Raw genomic sequence first — 15023 nt, 5'->3', positions numbered from 1 at the left:
GCTGGTTACTTTTGTGCGCGCTCAAATGACTCTAGTATCTCTTGACGTGCGGCTTGTACATCTGCCCAGCCATCAACTTTAACCCACTTTCCTGCTTCTAGCTCTTTGTAGCGTTCAAAGAACTGAGTGATCTGCGCTTTCAGCAGTTCAGGTAGATCGTCAACATCCTGAATATGATCATATTCTTTCGATAGTTTGGTATGCGGGACGGCGACGACTTTAGCATCTTCACCGGACTCATCTGTCATTTTTAGAACGCCAACAGGGCGACAGCGAATAACTGAGCCAGGCATCAATGGATAGGGGGTCGGAACCAATACATCGACCGGATCACCGTCTAGGGAGAGGGTATTGTTTACATAGCCATAGTTACATGGGTAGAACATCGGAGCTGACATAAAGCGGTCAACAAACACCGCTCCTGAGTCTTTGTCTACTTCATATTTGATCGGGTCTGCGTTGGCTGGAATTTCAATCACGACATAGAGATCATCTGGTAGAGATTTACCAGCAGGTACGTCATTCAAGCTCATGTATTATATCCTTATGTTTTTCCCACCTAGACAAGCATTGATTCCTTACCTATCCAGATTGGTATTTGCTTGGTCAAAAATGCGCCTAATACCATAAAGCGAAATTGCATTTAATGTAAACAAACGGTTATAAAAAAAGCGCCCTAAGGCGCTTTTTCTTACTGTTCTTCGTCGCGATACTTTTCAATAAAGTCTTCGACTTTTGCCACCATGTTTTTCGACCCAACGACAAATGGCACGCGTTGGTGCAACTCGGTCGGTTTGATGTCCATGATTCGGTTAACGCCATCCGATGCGATACCACCCGCTTGCTCGGCAATGTAGGCCATAGGATTGCACTCGTACAATAGACGTAGCTTCCCTTGTGGATGACTTTGGGTGCTTGGGTAGAGATACACCCCACCTTTGAGCAAGTTGCGATGGAAATCGGCAACAAGCGAGCCAATGTAGCGTGATGTGTAGGGTCTGTTTGATGCCGCGTCGTTCTCTTGGCAGTACTTGATGTACTTTTTGATACCAAGCGGGAAGCGCGTGTAGTTGCCTTCGTTAATTGAGTAGATTTGACCATCTTGAGGAATCATCATGTTCTCATGGGAGAGACAGAAAGTGCCTAACGAAGGGTCGTAGGTAAAGCCGTTAACACCGTTACCTGTGGTGTACACCAACATGGTTGACGAGCCGTAGATAACATAGCCTGCAGCCACTTGCTTGTTACCTGGCTGGAGGAAGTCCTCTTGGGTTGGTGGGGTACCGATTGGTGATACTCGGCGGTAAATTGAGAAGATCGTGCCAACAGAGACATTAACATCAATGTTGGATGAGCCATCAAGCGGGTCCATCAGAACCACGTACTTAGCGTTCTTGTTGAGCTCCTTGTTGAATGCAACAGCTTCATCTTCTTCCTCACTCGCAACTCCGCAGACTTGGTCACGAGCCTCTAATGCGGCTTTGAATTTTTCATTCGCGTACAAATCGAGCTTTTGTTGCTCTTCGCCTTGTACGTTCTCTGCGCCTACAGAACCCGTAATATCGGCAAGACCTGCTTTATTGATCTCTCGGTTTACTATCTTCGCAGCTAAGCGAATGGAAGCGAGTAATGAAGAAAGATCGCCACTTGCGTGCGGGAAGTCTGCTTGTTTCTCAACGATAAATTCGCCAAGGGTGCGCATTCCAGACATGGTGTTTCCTTTTTGTGTTTAGCTATTGTGGGGGCTTAATAAAACAGCGGGTTTTCTACGAAACCTCACTGACCTTAATAAGTGTAAGACGTAGATCTTTTTATGGGTACTGAAGTAATTGACTGAGATCTCAATTTATTTAGTTGCCCAAAGGCGCGTTGCAGCGGCGACTTTTGCTATCAAAAGCCACAAGGATTTGGACATTTTCGTCACATTAGCGTGATCAAAATGGTTCGCTTTTACGGCTATTATCGCCATAATGAAGCGGTTAATTTTCGCGTAGAACAAGGTTTAGTTTATGCATATTCATATCTTGGGGATCTGTGGCACCTTTATGGGTGGTGCGGCAATGTTAGCGCGCCAGCTTGGCCATAAAGTAACAGGGAGTGACGCAAACGTTTACCCACCAATGAGCACGATGCTTGAGTCTCAAGGTATTGAACTAATAGAAGGTTTTGACCCATCTCAGTTAAACCCGGCTCCAGACCTCGTGGTGATTGGTAATGCAATGAGTCGTGGCAATCCCTGCGTTGAATATGTGTTAAATAATAACTTGCGTTACACTTCGGGCCCGCAATGGCTACAAGAATTTTTACTTCATGATCGCTGGGTACTCGCGGTTTCAGGCACTCATGGTAAAACCACAACTTCAAGTATGCTTGCTTGGGTGTTAGAGGCATGCGGTTACCAACCTGGGTTTCTGGTTGGCGGCGTATTGGGCAACTTTGGAATTTCTGCTCGTTTGGGCGAAAGTATGTTTTTTGTCGTTGAAGCAGACGAATATGACAGTGCTTTTTTTGATAAGCGTTCAAAGTTTGTTCACTACCATCCGCGTACGTTAGTGATGAACAACTTAGAGTTCGATCATGCTGACATCTTTGATGATCTTGAAGCGATTAAACGTCAATTCCATCATCTAGTGCGCACGGTTCCGGGTAACGGACGTATCCTTGCGCCGAGCAAAGATGCGGCGATTGCTGACGTGTTAGAGCGTGGTTGCTGGAGTGAAACCGAGTTTACTGGCGAAGAGAATGATTGGCGCGCTGAGAAAATCACCAAAGATGGCTCACAGTTTGATGTTTATCTTAAACAGCAACATGTCGGCACGGTGAAATGGGATCTCGTTGGTGACCACAACGTTGACAATGCATTGATGGCGATCGCTGCTGCGCGCCATGTGGGTGTCACACCTGACTTAGCCTGTGAGGCGTTGGGTAAGTTTATTAATACTAAACGACGTCTCGAGTTAAAAGGCGAAGTCAAAGGGATTAAGGTTTACGACGATTTCGCTCATCACCCTACTGCGATTGAACTGACCACAGGTGGTCTGCGTAACAAGGTTGGCAATGACAAGATCATCGCTGTGCTAGAGCCGCGTTCAGCGACCATGAAGCGTGGAGTACACAAACAAACACTTGCGGCTTCATTGCATCATGCTGATGAGGTATACCTCTATCAACCGGAAGGAATTGCTTGGTCAGTTGCGGAGATAGCAGAGCAGTGCCCTCAGCCAGCTTACACTAATGATGATATTGACCAACTAGTGGCGCAAATTGCCAAGAGTGCTAGACCGGGCGATAACATCCTAGTGATGAGTAATGGTGGATTTGACGGTATTCACGGCAAGCTTCTCGCCAAACTCGCGGAATAAGATTGATGACACAGCAAGATAATAAAGCCATAACGCTCGCTTTTACAGGCGCTTCAGGAGCGCCTTACGGACTACGTTTATTAGAATGTTTGCTTGCGGCTAACTATCAAGTTTACTTACTGATTTCATCTGCTGCTCGCGTGGTGCTTGCCACCGAGCATGGGTTAAAGCTACCAAGTGGCCCTGATGCAGCTAAACAGGCGCTGGTGGAGCATCTTAACTGTGAGCCGAGTAAACTGATTGTTTGTGGTAAAGACGACTGGTTTTCTCCTGTCGCCTCAGGGTCTGCTGCCCCCAAACAAATGGTCGTTTGCCCTTGTTCAGCTGGCAGTGTTGCCGCTATTGCCCACGGTATGTCGGACAACTTGATTGAGCGCGCTGCGGATGTGGTGATGAAAGAGCGTGGGCAGTTGTTACTTGTCGTAAGAGAAACCCCTTTTTCAACATTGCATTTAGAAAATATGCACAAGTTATCGCAGATGGGCGTGACAATTATGCCTGCGGCCCCAGGTTTCTATCATCAGCCAAAAACCATCGACGATTTGGTCGATTTTATGGTGGCAAGGATCTTAGACCATTTAGGCGTTAAGCAAGGTTTGGTGCCTCGTTGGGGCTATGACCAACGTCAGTGATAACCTTGTTGTCTGGGTATTGGATAAATTGACTTTATGATGATTGATTGTAGCCATTGATATTTGGAATGATTACAATCGAGGCGAAACTCATCGGGGAGCCAAGTGCAGCGCACTGGCTGAGATCGACAATTGTCGGGACCCGTGTACCTGAACCAGATAATGCTGGCGTAGGAATTGAGTCAGGATAATTGATAATTATGGATAATTAAGCCTCGACCTCAAACCTGTGCTGCTCAACCTTGGAGAGCGAACAGTGAAAACCACTCTAACAGCCCTAGCCATTGCTTGTGCTTCCTTCTCTGCGTTTGCCGCAGACAATACATTAACCGTTTATACCTATGACTCTTTTGCCGCTGATTGGGGACCGGCTCCTGCAGTGAAAAAAGCGTTTGAAGCGCAGTGTGATGGCTGTGAAGTTAACTTTGTTGCCCTAGATGACGGTGTTTCGATTCTGAACCGTCTGCGTTTGGAAAATGGCAAAAGCAAAGCGGATATTGTTTTAGGGTTAGATAACAACCTTATGGCTGAGGCAAAGAAAACCGGCTTTTTAGTTGAACACTCGGTCGACACTTCAAGCGTTACTATTCCTGGTGGTTGGCAAGATAAAACCTTTGTCCCTTATGACTTTAGTTATTTTGCTTTTGTCTACAACACGGAAAAGCTTGCCAATCCACCGACCAGCTTAAAAGAGCTAGTGGAGCAGCGTGATGATCTAAAAATTATCTATCAAGACCCACGAACGTCGACGCCAGGACAAGGGTTTATGTTGTGGATGAAGTCCGTATACGGTGACGATGTTGCTGCGGCTTGGCAAAAAATCGCGCAAAAAACGGTGACGGTAACCAAAGGTTGGTCTGAGGCATACTCGATGTTCCTCGAAGGTGAAGCGGATATGGTGTTGTCATACACCACGTCGCCTGCCTATCACATTATCGCAGAGCAAGATAAGCGCTTTGCTGCGGCTAACTTCTCTGAAGGTCATTACACTCAAGTGGAGGTGGCTGCAAAAGTTAAAGGTTCGCAACACCCTGAGTTAGCAGATAAATTTATGCAGTTTATCTTAAGTGAGGGCTTCCAATCGGCAATGCCAACGGGCAACTGGATGTATCCAGTGACTGATATTGCATTGCCGCAAGGGTATGAATCTTTGAGCGTGCCAATTAAGGCGCTAAGTTTTACTTCCGATGAAGTTGCAGCGCAGCGTAAAGCATGGATTCGCGAATGGCAAAGCGCATTGACTCGATAGGGTGCTTGCTTGAATTGTACGCCTAAAATCGGGCTAGTGGTCGCGATGGTTATCGCGACCTTTGTATTTTCAGCCCTAGCAGCGTTGTTCTACGCGGCACCCTCACTGAATGTTCTTGCGGTATGGCAAGACCCATACTACCGCCACGTCACGCAGTTTAGTTTCTATCAATCGTTTCTCTCGACACTCATTAGTGTCGGTTTTGCGCTGCCGGTTGCTCATGCGCTATCTAAACGTGATTTTAAAGGCAAAAATCTGCTACTCAGACTGTTTAGTTCAACCTTGGTATTGCCAGTTTTAGTCGGGGTTTTTGGTCTGTTAGCGATTTATGGTAATTCTGGCTTGTTCGCCGATCTGTTTGCTTATTTTGGTGATGAGCTGCCGTTTTCCATCTATGGGTTGAATGGGATTTTGCTGGCGCATGCCTTTTTTAATCTCCCTTATGCTGCCCGGCTTTTATTGCAGGCGCTAGAATCCATTCCACAAGAGCAACATAAGCTGTGTGCCCACCTTGGTATGAGTCAGTGGCAGAAGTTTAAGTGGGTGGAGTGGCCACGCCTGCGTCAACAGTTGCCTCATGTTTCTGGCCTCGTGTTTATGCTGTGCTTTACCAGTTTTGCTACTGTGATGGCGTTGGGCGGCGGACCAAAATCAACCACGATTGAGCTGGCAATTTATCAAGCAATTAAGTTTGATTTTGATTTACAGGCTGGCGCGTTACTGGCGATTTGGCAAATGCTACTTTGTGGCGTGTTAGCGCTAACGATTCAGCGTTTGGCGAAACCCGTTGCGGTAAGTAGTGGCTCGATGACCCATCAACGTTATTTGGTTAACGACACGCTTGGATGGCAAATTTGGGATGGCGCTTGGATCCTTATCGCGAGCTTACTAGTGGTACCGCCGCTGCTGGTGGTGATCGTCAGTGGATTGAACTCGCAGCTTGTTAGCGTGCTGAGCGATGCCCGTTTTTGGCAAGCACTACTCGCTTCCTTGCAAGTAGCTGTGGTAGCGAGTGTCATTGCCCTATCTGCGGGTCTAGCGGTGTTGACCACTAGCCGGCGATTGCGTCTGAATCACAAGGCTCGTCGTGCTGATCAGATTGAGTTACTCGGGACGATTATTCTGGTGACCCCAGGGCTGGTTATTTCAACCGGTCTATTTTTATTGCTCCGCAATATTACCGATGTGTTTAGTTTTGCCTTTTTTATCGTCGTGGCGGTGAATGCATTGATGGGCTTGCCGTATGTGGTGAAAACGCTCTCACAGCCAATGTTGCAGATTGAGCAGCAATACCAATATCTTGCCGCGAGTTTAGGACTAAAAGGCTGGCAACGTTTCAAAGTGATTGAGTGGCGCGGTTTGCAAAAGCCGATGGCGCATGCATTTTCGATCAGCTTTATGTTGGCTATTGGTGACTTAGGGGCCATTGCGCTATTTGGCGGACAAGAGTTTCGTACTCTGCCACTTTACCTTTTCCAACTATTAGGCAGCTATCAAATGGAAGCGGCTGGTGTCGTTTCCTTAACTTTGCTGCTCTTGAGCGTGGTCTGTTTTACTTTGATTGAAAAACTGTTTAAAGCCAATACAAAGGTTCAGCATGATAAATGTTAAGCAAGTTCATTATACCTATCATAATCAGCCATTTGATTTTGACTTGCAGATAGCGGCAGGCTCAATTTGCGCTTTGATGGGGCCTAGCGGGGCGGGCAAATCAACCTTGCTGGCATTAATCGCGGGATTTATTGAGCCCATTAGTGGCGATATTGTTGCGGCAAACGAATCGTTAATCGGTAAAGCTCCACATCAAAGACCATTAGCGATGCTGTTTCAAGAACATAACCTATTTGCTCATTTGAGTGTGAGAGAGAATATTGGGCTTGGTTTGCATCCGGGGTTAAAACTGACGGCAGAACAACATCAGCAAATCGAACGGGCAGCACAACAGGTTGGCGTTGAAGAGTTACTTGATCGCTTACCAGAGCAACTTTCAGGCGGGCAACGTCAGCGAGTGGCGTTGGCGCGCTGTTTTGTTCAGCCGCATCCGATTTGGCTATTGGATGAGCCATTCTCAGCACTTGATCCCCTGCTGCGTGAAGAGATGTTGAGTTTGGTTCAACGTTTAGCGAATGAGCGCAATCTAACCGTGGTCATGGTGACACATCATGTCAGTGATGCGCGCGCTATTGCGACTGATTTTGCCTTTATTAACCATGGAAAAATTGCCGTGGCAGCGAGTATCGACCAGCTCAGTGTTGCCCACCCAAACACTGAGTTAGCGGCGTTTGTGAAAGCAGGCCATTAAATCAACGCTGGTGAAAACAAAAAAGGTTGCTCAATGGGCAACCTTTTTTCTATTTTCTTCGAGTCAGTGAGCGAGAGTTAGAACTCTTCGTCATTGAGCTCTTTAAGCACTTGGAAAATTTCACGGAACGCTTTTGCTGGCTTGTTCGATGATTTTTCTTTCGCGGCTTGACGTGCAAGCTGACGCAGACGTTGACGGTCTGCAGCTGGGTAAAGCTCCATTACTTCGTCAATTGCCGTATCACCTTGTTCAACAACACGATCACGTAGTTGCTCTAACTTGTGCAGTACTGCCGTGTTTTGCGAGTGCTTGTTACGAACCTTATCCAATGCCGCTTGAATTGGCTCTGGATCTTCGTAACGCATCAGCTTACCGATTCGCTGTAGCTGACGACGACGTGCTTCGTTTTTAAAACGTTGTGCATCGTGGATTGCTTCAGCCAGATCTTCGCTCAATGGGAACTTAGCCAGAGTAGACGGTTTTAGACCGACCAGTTCTTCACCCAGCTTTTGCAACTCTTCCATATCGCGCTTCATCTCGGATTTACTTACCCAGATGATCTCTTCTTCCGGTTCCCATGGCGCTTTTTGATTTTTACGTGCCATCTGTTTTGCCTTATTTGACTATCTATTCCTCTATTTTAACAAGAATCGTGGGGAGAAAGCGAAATTCTTGTTATCCTAGAAGCAAGACTCATGATTATTTAGATGAAATATGGACGTAAAAGAGCAAGTCGCTCAGCAACGCGCTGAGCTAGAAGCTGCAGTCGCGAAAGCACTGGAGATGGCAGCAGTCAAAGCTGATGCCGCAGAAGTTGCCATTACTAAGTCGACTGGCTTAAGTGTTTCTACCCGCATGTGTGAAGTGGAAAACGTGGAATTCAATAGTGATGGGGCGCTGGGTATTACCGTTTACCGCGGTCAGCGTAAAGGCAGCGCATCCACTTCTGATCTGAGTGAAAAGGCGATTCAGCAAACCGTATTGGCTGCGCTAGATATCGCTCAATACACATCTGAAGACCCTTGTGCGGGACCTGCGCCAAAAGAATTGATGGTGCAAGAGATTCCAGATCTTGACTTGTTCCACCCAGATACGCCTGATCCTGACTATGCCGCACAAGTGGCGATTGCTGCAGAAGAACGTGCGTTGGCGTTTAGCAGCAAGATCAAACAGAGTGACGGCGCAAGCTACGATAGCCATTATGGTGTGAAAGTTTACGGTAACAGCCATGGCTTGCTCGCCAGTTACGCCAGCAGTCGTCACAGCACCAGTTGTTGTGTGATCGGTCAAGGCGCTAATGGTGAGATGGAGCGTGATTACAGTTATACCGTCGCGCGTCATAAAGACGATTTATGGGCTCCTGAGCAAGTGGGTGCCCAAGCTGCTGAAAAGACCGTTAGCCGATTAGACGCAAAACGCCTCGCCACGGGCAAGTATCCAGTCATGTTTGCCGCGGATGTTGCGACGGGTCTGTTGGGACACCTCGTTATGGCGATCAGTGGTGGTAATCTTTACCGTAAGTCATCATTTTTATTGGATCATCTTGGTCAGCAAGTTCTACCGAGCTGGTTTAATCTTTCTGAACGTCCACATGTGTTGCGCGGCTTGGCATCAAGTCCATTTGATAGCGAAGGTGTATACACTCGTGATACAGAAATCATTACAGATGGTGTACTGGCGACCTACCTACTCACTAGCTATGCTGCGCGTAAAATGAAGATGACACCAACCGGTCATGCGGGCGGCATCCACAACTGTTACGTGACGTCGACGGGCCAAAACTTTGAGCAGATGCTTAAAGAGCTTGGCACCGGTCTATTGGTCACGGAAGTGATGGGGCAAGGTGTCAATGTGGTGACGGGTGATTATTCACGCGGAGCGGCAGGTTTCTGGGTCGAAAATGGCCAGATTCAATACCCTGTGTCTGAAATTACCATTGCAGGTAATTTGAAAGAGATGTATCAGCAGATTGTCGCTGTGGGTAGCGACGTCGAGACACGCTCACAGATCCAAACAGGCTCTATCCTACTTGAAACAATGAAGGTTGCGGGCGAGTAATCGCGACCAACTCGAAACGAAAAATCCCAAGCTTTAGGCTTGGGATTTTTGTTTGCTGCGAATTTTTGCGTTGGAGTCTGTTACTCACCCCATTGGGCTTCAAACCAACTTTCCAAAATCACGACTGCTGATTGGCAATCGATGTTGCCTTTTGATAGTGCCTTATAGCCACCCATCGAAAACAGCTCTGCGCGCGCTTCAGCGGTCGACAAACGCTCGTCATGCAGTTCGACAGGCAAGCCATAACGGCCTTGTAGACGCTTAGCAAATTTCTTCGCGCGTGGCGTGATAGTTTCTAAATCTTTGCCGTGCAAATCTGTAGGTAACCCAACTACGAGTAGATTGGGTTGCCACTCTTTAATTTGCTTTTCGATGTCATCCCAATTCGGGATACCGTCGTTGGCTTTAAAAGCTTTCAGTGGTGATGCTGTTGCGGTTATCTCTTGACCAATCGCACTGCCGATACTTTTGGTGCCGAAGTCGAAAGCCATGATGGTTCTGTTAGACATAATTTGCTTCTAGTAATGGTGTTAATAAGACCAGCGAAAAGAGCGGTAGTGACCTCACTACCATTGGTTATGCGTGACCAATATCGCTTGATAGCTGTGCCACATCAATACCTAACATTTGGACTGCTTTCTGCCAACGTTCTTTGACTGGTGTTTCAAAAATCACACTTGGGTCCGCTTCAACGGTTAGCCAAGAATTTTCAGCCAACTCAACTTCCAGTTGTCCCGCTTCCCAGCCAGAATAACCTAGCGCTACCAAGTAGTGATTAGGCTCAGCTTCCGTACCAAGGACACTTAAAATGTCTTTTGAGGTGGTGACAGAAATATGGTCGGTCATTTGAATACTGGACTCATATCTGTCTTTTGGTTGATGCAGTATAAAACCACGATCTTCTGAAACCGGACCGCCATTTAATACCGGCATGGCAAGGTTTTCCGTTTTTAGCTGGGGATGAACGGGCTGAACATTGACTTGCTCAAGCATCTTACCGACAGTTATCTCAATCGGAGAGCTGATCATCAAGCCCATGGCTCCGTCCTGATTGTGCTCACAAATATAGATGACACTGCGCTGAAAGTAGGGATCTTTCATCCCTGGCATAGCAACTAAAAAGTGGTTAGTTAAGTTCATAAGTATCCAGCCTTATGTCAAACCAAAGTGGGGCACTAGGCCCCATTGGACTTTATTTTTTAATGCGACGCTCGATGGCATCCATCAACTTGCCCGTAATTGAGATATCAAAAGCCGCTTCAATCTCACGAATACAAGTCGGGCTTGTCACATTGATTTCAGTTAGCTTGTCACCAATGACGTCGAGACCGACAAAGATAAGACCTTTTTCTTTAAGTGTAGGCGCTACAGCTTCTGCGATCTGTTTATCTGTCTCACTGAGTGGACGAGCTTCGCCGCGGCCACCAGCTGCAAGGTTGCCACGAGTTTCCCCTTTGGCTGGAATACGTGCCAGGCAGTAAGGCATTGGCTCGCCATCAACCACGAGGATACGCTTGTCACCATTACTGATGTCTGGAACAAAGGTTTGCGCCATGGCGTAGTTTTGACCGTGGTTGGTCAATGTTTCGATAATCACAGAGACGTTTGGATCGTTCTCTTTAACGCGGAAAATCGATGCACCACCCATACCATCTAAAGGCTTGAGGATCACGTCACCATGCTCTTCGCGGAAGGCTTTAATTTTCTCCGCTTTACGTGTCACTATGGTCGTTGGCGTTAGCTCTGGGAACCAAGCGGTAAATAGTTTCTCATTGCAGTCGCGCAGGCTTTGCGGTTTGTTAACAATCAGTGCACCTTCATCCTCTGCGCGCTCAAGAATGTATGTCGCGTAGATATATTCGGTATCGAATGGTGGGTCTTTGCGCATCAATACTGCGTCTAAGTCTGCCAGTTTAATGGTTTGCTCAGACTTGAACTCATACCAACCGTTTGGATCTTCTTTTAGCGTCACCACTTTTGTATCTGCAATCGCAACACCTTGATCTAGGTGTAGATCATTCATTTCCATATAGTGGATTTCGTAGCCACGACGCTGTGCTTCTAGCATCATGGCAAAGCTAGAATCCTTCTTAATGTTGATGGACGAAATTGGGTCCATCACTATGCCAAGTTTAATCATGATCTTCTCCGTTTAACCAAGGTCGCCAAAGCGAACTTGTAGTGCGGTAATTGCAGTTAACGCTGCGGTTTCTGTGCGCAAAACGCGTGGGCCTAACAACGTTTCTTCAAATTGGTATTCTTGAGTCATATCGATCTCTTGGGCAGATAGGCCGCCTTCCGGACCGATTAACAAACGAACTTTTTCTACAGGGGTCGGTAGGGTATTAATAGAGTACTTTGCACGTGGATGCAGATTGAGTTTCAAACCGTCATACTCTTCAGCACACCAATCTTCGAGTTTCATGATTGGGCGAATTTCTGGCACGGTATTGCGACCACACTGCTCACAAGCGCTGATGGCGATTTTTTGCCATTGCTCTAGTTTCTTTTCGAAACGTTTTTGGTCGAGCTTTACACCGCAACGTTCAGAAATAAGCGGTGTAATGGTATTTACGCCCAGTTCAACCGACTTTTGAATGGTGAACTCCATTTTGTCACCGCGAGATACTACCTGACCTAGATGCAAGTCCAAAGGTGACTCACAACTGCGTTCAACTCGCTCCGTGATTTCGACCTCGACGTTCTTTTTCGAAACTGAGCTTATCACCGCTGGAAACTCTGCACCGCTACCATCAAATAGCAACACCTCTTGACCAGTCTGCATTCGCAGCACTCTTCCAATATGACCGGCAGCATCATCGCTTAGAGCGATAACGCCAAGTTGGTGAATAGTTTCAGGATGATAAATTCGAGGAATTCGCATGGTGTATCAGTTCCAGCTTGGTTTTAATATCTAGAGAGTAACATGGATGCGTTAAGCAGAAAAAACAAGGGATCGATTGCTTAACGCGATGGTTTCTCCCCAAGTACCTCAAGGAAACTTGGGGGAGAATAAGGGCTGCTTACCGTTTACGACAGGCGTCCATGACAAAAGGGTTGTGATTGCCTTGTACTTTGGCGATGCGTTTATCGCGCTCACATTCCCATGTTTCGGCTGGGTATGTTTTGTTCCAAGCAAGCATGAGGTTACGCTGTTGTTTCGATAGCTTGAAGCCGTATTCTTGGCTCATATAGAGGTAGGTGCGGGCAATCGATCCGCGAGCGCGATCCGGTGGCATAACCTGACGCTGTTTAAAGTTTACCTGCATTTCACAACGGCCATAGGTCACGCCGTCAACGCCATTCCACTGACTAAAGTTGTAGTTGGAACGATCGCCATTCACTTCACCAATCGCAGGAGTGAGATTGTGCAGATCCGCTTCCATCATTTTGAACTGCTTATCTCGACGAGAGCAGTTTTTGCGCCCGCCATCTTGCCAGCATTGCAGTTGGTGACCAAATTGCCATGCCGGGACGACATGTTCCCATTCGATGCGTGTTGCGCGTACTTTTTGCGTTTGTTTTCGAATCTTGTAGCCACATGCATCGAGATCTGGGATGCCTTTTTTACCTTGCCAGCGGATATCACAACCACAGTAAAAACTGGTGGCATAGTTGATATCTTTTTCGAGATCTTTGTAGATACTCACCGCTTCACGTTTCGCGGCAGAAAAGGAAGTGGGTGGGGCTGCCACCGCACTGCTTGCGGTCACGGCAAGCAATAAACCTAAGAGTGTTCGCATGAAAAAGTCTTATAAAGGAATGACTTTTTGCATAATAACACTCAAATGCGCGGTTGTTAGATGATAATTTAACAATTAAGACAACTGGCGACCGGTAAAAGTAAGCAACTGTTGGCACTTCTGGCAGCGGTAACTCGCTTGATGACGAATCACTTTATTGTGGCGACGAATCGACAGTGGATAGAGGGTACATTGGCATTGGTACTCAAACGTTTTACCCGCCACCGAGTCGGTGGAAAAACGGTGCGTGGTGCTCGCGGGGACATTAAACACCGCCTCCATGACCCCTTGCCACTCTTTACCGTGTGGGCGAACTCGGCCATAGACTTGATACGTAACTAAATGCGCGACTTCATGAGGAATAACCTCCTCAAGAAATGCCTGTTGGTTTTCCAAAAACAGTACGGAGTTAAGGCGAATTTCGTTCAATTGGAGATAAGCTTTACCGGCCGCTTTTCCACGCAAGCTATAGCGCATGATCGGCTTGGTAAAAGAGCGTTTAAACGCTTGTTCAGCTAATTGTAAGCAGTGTGCAACTTTTTGCTGCGCTCGATAGCGAAGTTCGATATCCACGACGGTTCCAGAGAGTTGTGCGAGAAAAATTCAGCCCAGCGATAAGGCTGGGCTGAGTGATAATAACTGGAAGTGACTGTGCTGTTAAGGCTGGTGCTTTTTCTTAATCACTTCATGGTAGCCATGCCAAGTGGCGTAACCAAGAATGGGCATGGTAAACAGCATACCAATCCCGTAGGTAGCGAAGCCAATTAAAACACCACCACAGATTATTGCCGCCCAAACCACCATTGCTGAAATATTCGAGCGGACGGCATTAAAGCTTGTAAAGACGGCTGTCATCATATCCACACGACGTTCCATCATTAGTGGGATCGAGAATGCAGAAATACTAAACACAACGCACGCTAGCACCAACCCGACCATCGAGCCGATAACTAAGAAAGGAAGGAAGTCAGTCAGCGGTGCCCCTTGAACCGATGGGTAGAGTGCATGCAACAGCGCTGCGATACGCATCCAGAAAATCATACATACAGCGAGCAATACGGCAAATGCCCATTGAGAACTGGAGTTCCGCCCAATGGCTTTAATAGAGTGGAATAAACTAGGGGTGTGTCCACGCTCTCGCTCCCAACTGGCATCATAAAGACCCAGCGCAAGAAAAGGACCAATCAGCATGTAAACGACTAGGCTGGGCATAATGACCAGATGTGTGCCTTGCCATTGGACCAAAAGCACAATGCCAATGGCGGCTGCCATAAAGCACAAGCCGTAAAAAGCGCTAATAATTGGCATGCGAACAAAGTCGTGTAGGCCTAATGCTAGCCAATGAAAGGGGGCACTTATACTGACCGTGTTGGCTGGGTAGGTTCGGGCGTACTCGTGGTTAGGTACCTCTTTTCGCTCCGGCTTAAGCTCTGATGGGTTATTCACTGTTCGAGGCATGACTTCCTCCTTGATTGTCTCTCACGGATGCCACTGGCGTAGCGTGGCTACGAATGATGTTGGGCTGACGTTGGGACATCTGCTACCAATCAAACAGTCAATAAATCACGCAGTGACTTGTCTTGCTTGGTATGGTCGTGAGCCACATCATAGTTTTATACGTCACAAATAATATTTAACATTAAATTAACTATTGGCAGGGATGGGCAAATTTACAAA

Annotated in this window: 16 protein-coding genes and 1 riboswitch; of the genes, 6 read left to right on the top strand and 10 right to left on the bottom strand. The window is 47.1% G+C overall.

The genetic code is table 11. The features are described from left to right. Positions 1-5: 5 nt before the first annotated feature. Positions 6-533 carry an inorganic diphosphatase gene (gene ppa / locus GZK95_RS13260; RefSeq protein ID WP_075708934.1) on the bottom strand — a complete coding sequence of 176 codons (528 nt, stop codon included), beginning with the start codon at positions 531-533 and terminating at the stop codon, positions 6-8. A gap of 158 nt (positions 534-691) precedes the next feature. After that, positions 692-1711, bottom strand: a complete 1020-nt coding sequence (gene fbp / locus GZK95_RS13255) for a class 1 fructose-bisphosphatase (RefSeq protein WP_075708933.1) — start codon at positions 1709-1711, stop codon at positions 692-694. A gap of 298 nt (positions 1712-2009) precedes the next feature. On the opposite strand from fbp, the gene mpl reads away from it, so the two are divergent. The 5 genes from mpl (at position 2010) to thiQ (ending at position 7545) form a co-directional block, all read left to right on the top strand. Continuing rightward, positions 2010-3362 (top strand): UDP-N-acetylmuramate:L-alanyl-gamma-D-glutamyl-meso-diaminopimelate ligase, encoded by a 1353-nt coding sequence (mpl, locus tag GZK95_RS13250; protein WP_075716079.1) that lies wholly within the window; start codon positions 2010-2012, stop codon positions 3360-3362. Between the two features lie 5 nt (positions 3363-3367). Next, complete coding sequence (locus tag GZK95_RS13245; protein WP_075708931.1) at positions 3368-3994, top strand: flavin prenyltransferase UbiX; 627 nt, start codon at positions 3368-3370, stop codon at positions 3992-3994. 84 nt (positions 3995-4078) lie between these two features. Further along, positions 4079-4188, top strand: a riboswitch (TPP riboswitch). 62 nt (positions 4189-4250) lie between these two features. Then, entirely contained in the window at positions 4251-5243 is a 993-nt protein-coding gene (gene thiB / locus GZK95_RS13240; protein ID WP_075716080.1) for a thiamine ABC transporter substrate binding subunit, read from the top strand. Positions 5244-5252: 9 nt separating this feature from the next. Continuing rightward, positions 5253-6854, top strand: a complete 1602-nt coding sequence (thiP, locus tag GZK95_RS13235) for a thiamine/thiamine pyrophosphate ABC transporter permease ThiP (RefSeq protein ID WP_075716081.1) — start codon at positions 5253-5255, stop codon at positions 6852-6854. Next, positions 6841-7545 (top strand): thiamine ABC transporter ATP-binding protein, encoded by a 705-nt coding sequence (gene thiQ / locus GZK95_RS13230; protein WP_075708928.1) that lies wholly within the window; start codon positions 6841-6843, stop codon positions 7543-7545. Before thiP ends, thiQ begins: the two co-directional genes overlap by 14 nt. Positions 7546-7622: 77 nt before the next feature. Here thiQ and yjgA read toward each other — a convergent pair whose 3' ends face one another. Continuing rightward, on the bottom strand, positions 7623-8150 hold the full coding sequence (gene yjgA / locus GZK95_RS13225; RefSeq protein ID WP_075716082.1) for a ribosome biogenesis factor YjgA: 528 nt from the start codon (positions 8148-8150) through the stop codon (positions 7623-7625). A gap of 109 nt (positions 8151-8259) precedes the next feature. Here yjgA and pmbA point away from each other — a divergent pair, with 109 nt between their 5' ends. After that, complete coding sequence (pmbA, locus tag GZK95_RS13220; RefSeq protein ID WP_075716083.1) at positions 8260-9603, top strand: metalloprotease PmbA; 1344 nt, start codon at positions 8260-8262, stop codon at positions 9601-9603. 80 nt (positions 9604-9683) lie between these two features. On the opposite strand, the gene ruvX is transcribed toward pmbA, so the two are convergent. From ruvX to GZK95_RS13185, 7 genes are all read right to left on the bottom strand, one after another. Beyond that, on the bottom strand, positions 9684-10112 hold the full coding sequence (gene ruvX, locus GZK95_RS13215) for a Holliday junction resolvase RuvX (RefSeq protein ID WP_075708925.1): 429 nt from the start codon (positions 10110-10112) through the stop codon (positions 9684-9686). A 67-nt stretch (positions 10113-10179) separates the two neighbouring features. Beyond that, positions 10180-10743, bottom strand: a complete 564-nt coding sequence (locus GZK95_RS13210; protein ID WP_075708924.1) for a YqgE/AlgH family protein — start codon at positions 10741-10743, stop codon at positions 10180-10182. Between the two features lie 52 nt (positions 10744-10795). Continuing rightward, a complete protein-coding gene (gene gshB / locus GZK95_RS13205) occupies positions 10796-11743 on the bottom strand; it encodes a glutathione synthase (protein ID WP_075708923.1) in 948 nt (315 codons plus the stop codon). 12 nt (positions 11744-11755) lie between these two features. Further along, positions 11756-12487 (bottom strand): 16S rRNA (uracil(1498)-N(3))-methyltransferase, encoded by a 732-nt coding sequence (gene rsmE / locus GZK95_RS13200; RefSeq protein WP_075716084.1) that lies wholly within the window; start codon positions 12485-12487, stop codon positions 11756-11758. A gap of 139 nt (positions 12488-12626) precedes the next feature. Next, positions 12627-13346: an endonuclease gene (locus tag GZK95_RS13195; RefSeq protein ID WP_075716085.1), complete on the bottom strand. Its 720-nt coding sequence runs from the start codon at positions 13344-13346 to the stop codon at positions 12627-12629. Between the two features lie 75 nt (positions 13347-13421). Continuing rightward, positions 13422-13919 (bottom strand): SprT family zinc-dependent metalloprotease, encoded by a 498-nt coding sequence (locus tag GZK95_RS13190; protein ID WP_075716086.1) that lies wholly within the window; start codon positions 13917-13919, stop codon positions 13422-13424. Positions 13920-14003: 84 nt separating this feature from the next. Beyond that, positions 14004-14804 carry a DUF2189 domain-containing protein gene (locus GZK95_RS13185; RefSeq protein WP_075716087.1) on the bottom strand — a complete coding sequence of 267 codons (801 nt, stop codon included), beginning with the start codon at positions 14802-14804 and terminating at the stop codon, positions 14004-14006. Positions 14805-15023: the final 219 nt, after the last annotated feature.

Source organism: Vibrio panuliri, assembly GCF_009938205.1.
Classification (GTDB): Bacteria; Pseudomonadota; Gammaproteobacteria; order Enterobacterales; family Vibrionaceae; genus Vibrio; species Vibrio panuliri.
The sequence above is the reverse complement of the archived record's forward strand: the minus strand, read 5'-3'. Positions and strand labels throughout refer to the sequence as shown.

Coding starts and splice junctions, on each gene's coding strand:
- ppa (WP_075708934.1), bottom strand. CDS start 533: ATGAGCTTGAATGACGTACCTGCTGGTAAATCTCTACCAGATGATCTC.
- ruvX (WP_075708925.1), bottom strand. CDS start 10,112: ATGTCTAACAGAACCATCATGGCTTTCGACTTCGGCACCAAAAGTATC.
- gshB (WP_075708923.1), bottom strand. CDS start 11,743: ATGATTAAACTTGGCATAGTGATGGACCCAATTTCGTCCATCAACATT.
- thiQ (WP_075708928.1), top strand. CDS start 6,841: ATGATAAATGTTAAGCAAGTTCATTATACCTATCATAATCAGCCATTT.
- GZK95_RS13210 (WP_075708924.1), bottom strand. CDS start 10,743: ATGAACTTAACTAACCACTTTTTAGTTGCTATGCCAGGGATGAAAGAT.
- yjgA (WP_075716082.1), bottom strand. CDS start 8,150: ATGGCACGTAAAAATCAAAAAGCGCCATGGGAACCGGAAGAAGAGATC.
- fbp (WP_075708933.1), bottom strand. CDS start 1,711: ATGTCTGGAATGCGCACCCTTGGCGAATTTATCGTTGAGAAACAAGCA.
- pmbA (WP_075716083.1), top strand. CDS start 8,260: ATGGACGTAAAAGAGCAAGTCGCTCAGCAACGCGCTGAGCTAGAAGCT.
- GZK95_RS13195 (WP_075716085.1), bottom strand. CDS start 13,346: ATGCGAACACTCTTAGGTTTATTGCTTGCCGTGACCGCAAGCAGTGCG.
- rsmE (WP_075716084.1), bottom strand. CDS start 12,487: ATGCGAATTCCTCGAATTTATCATCCTGAAACTATTCACCAACTTGGC.
- GZK95_RS13245 (WP_075708931.1), top strand. CDS start 3,368: ATGACACAGCAAGATAATAAAGCCATAACGCTCGCTTTTACAGGCGCT.
- GZK95_RS13185 (WP_075716087.1), bottom strand. CDS start 14,804: ATGCCTCGAACAGTGAATAACCCATCAGAGCTTAAGCCGGAGCGAAAA.
- mpl (WP_075716079.1), top strand. CDS start 2,010: ATGCATATTCATATCTTGGGGATCTGTGGCACCTTTATGGGTGGTGCG.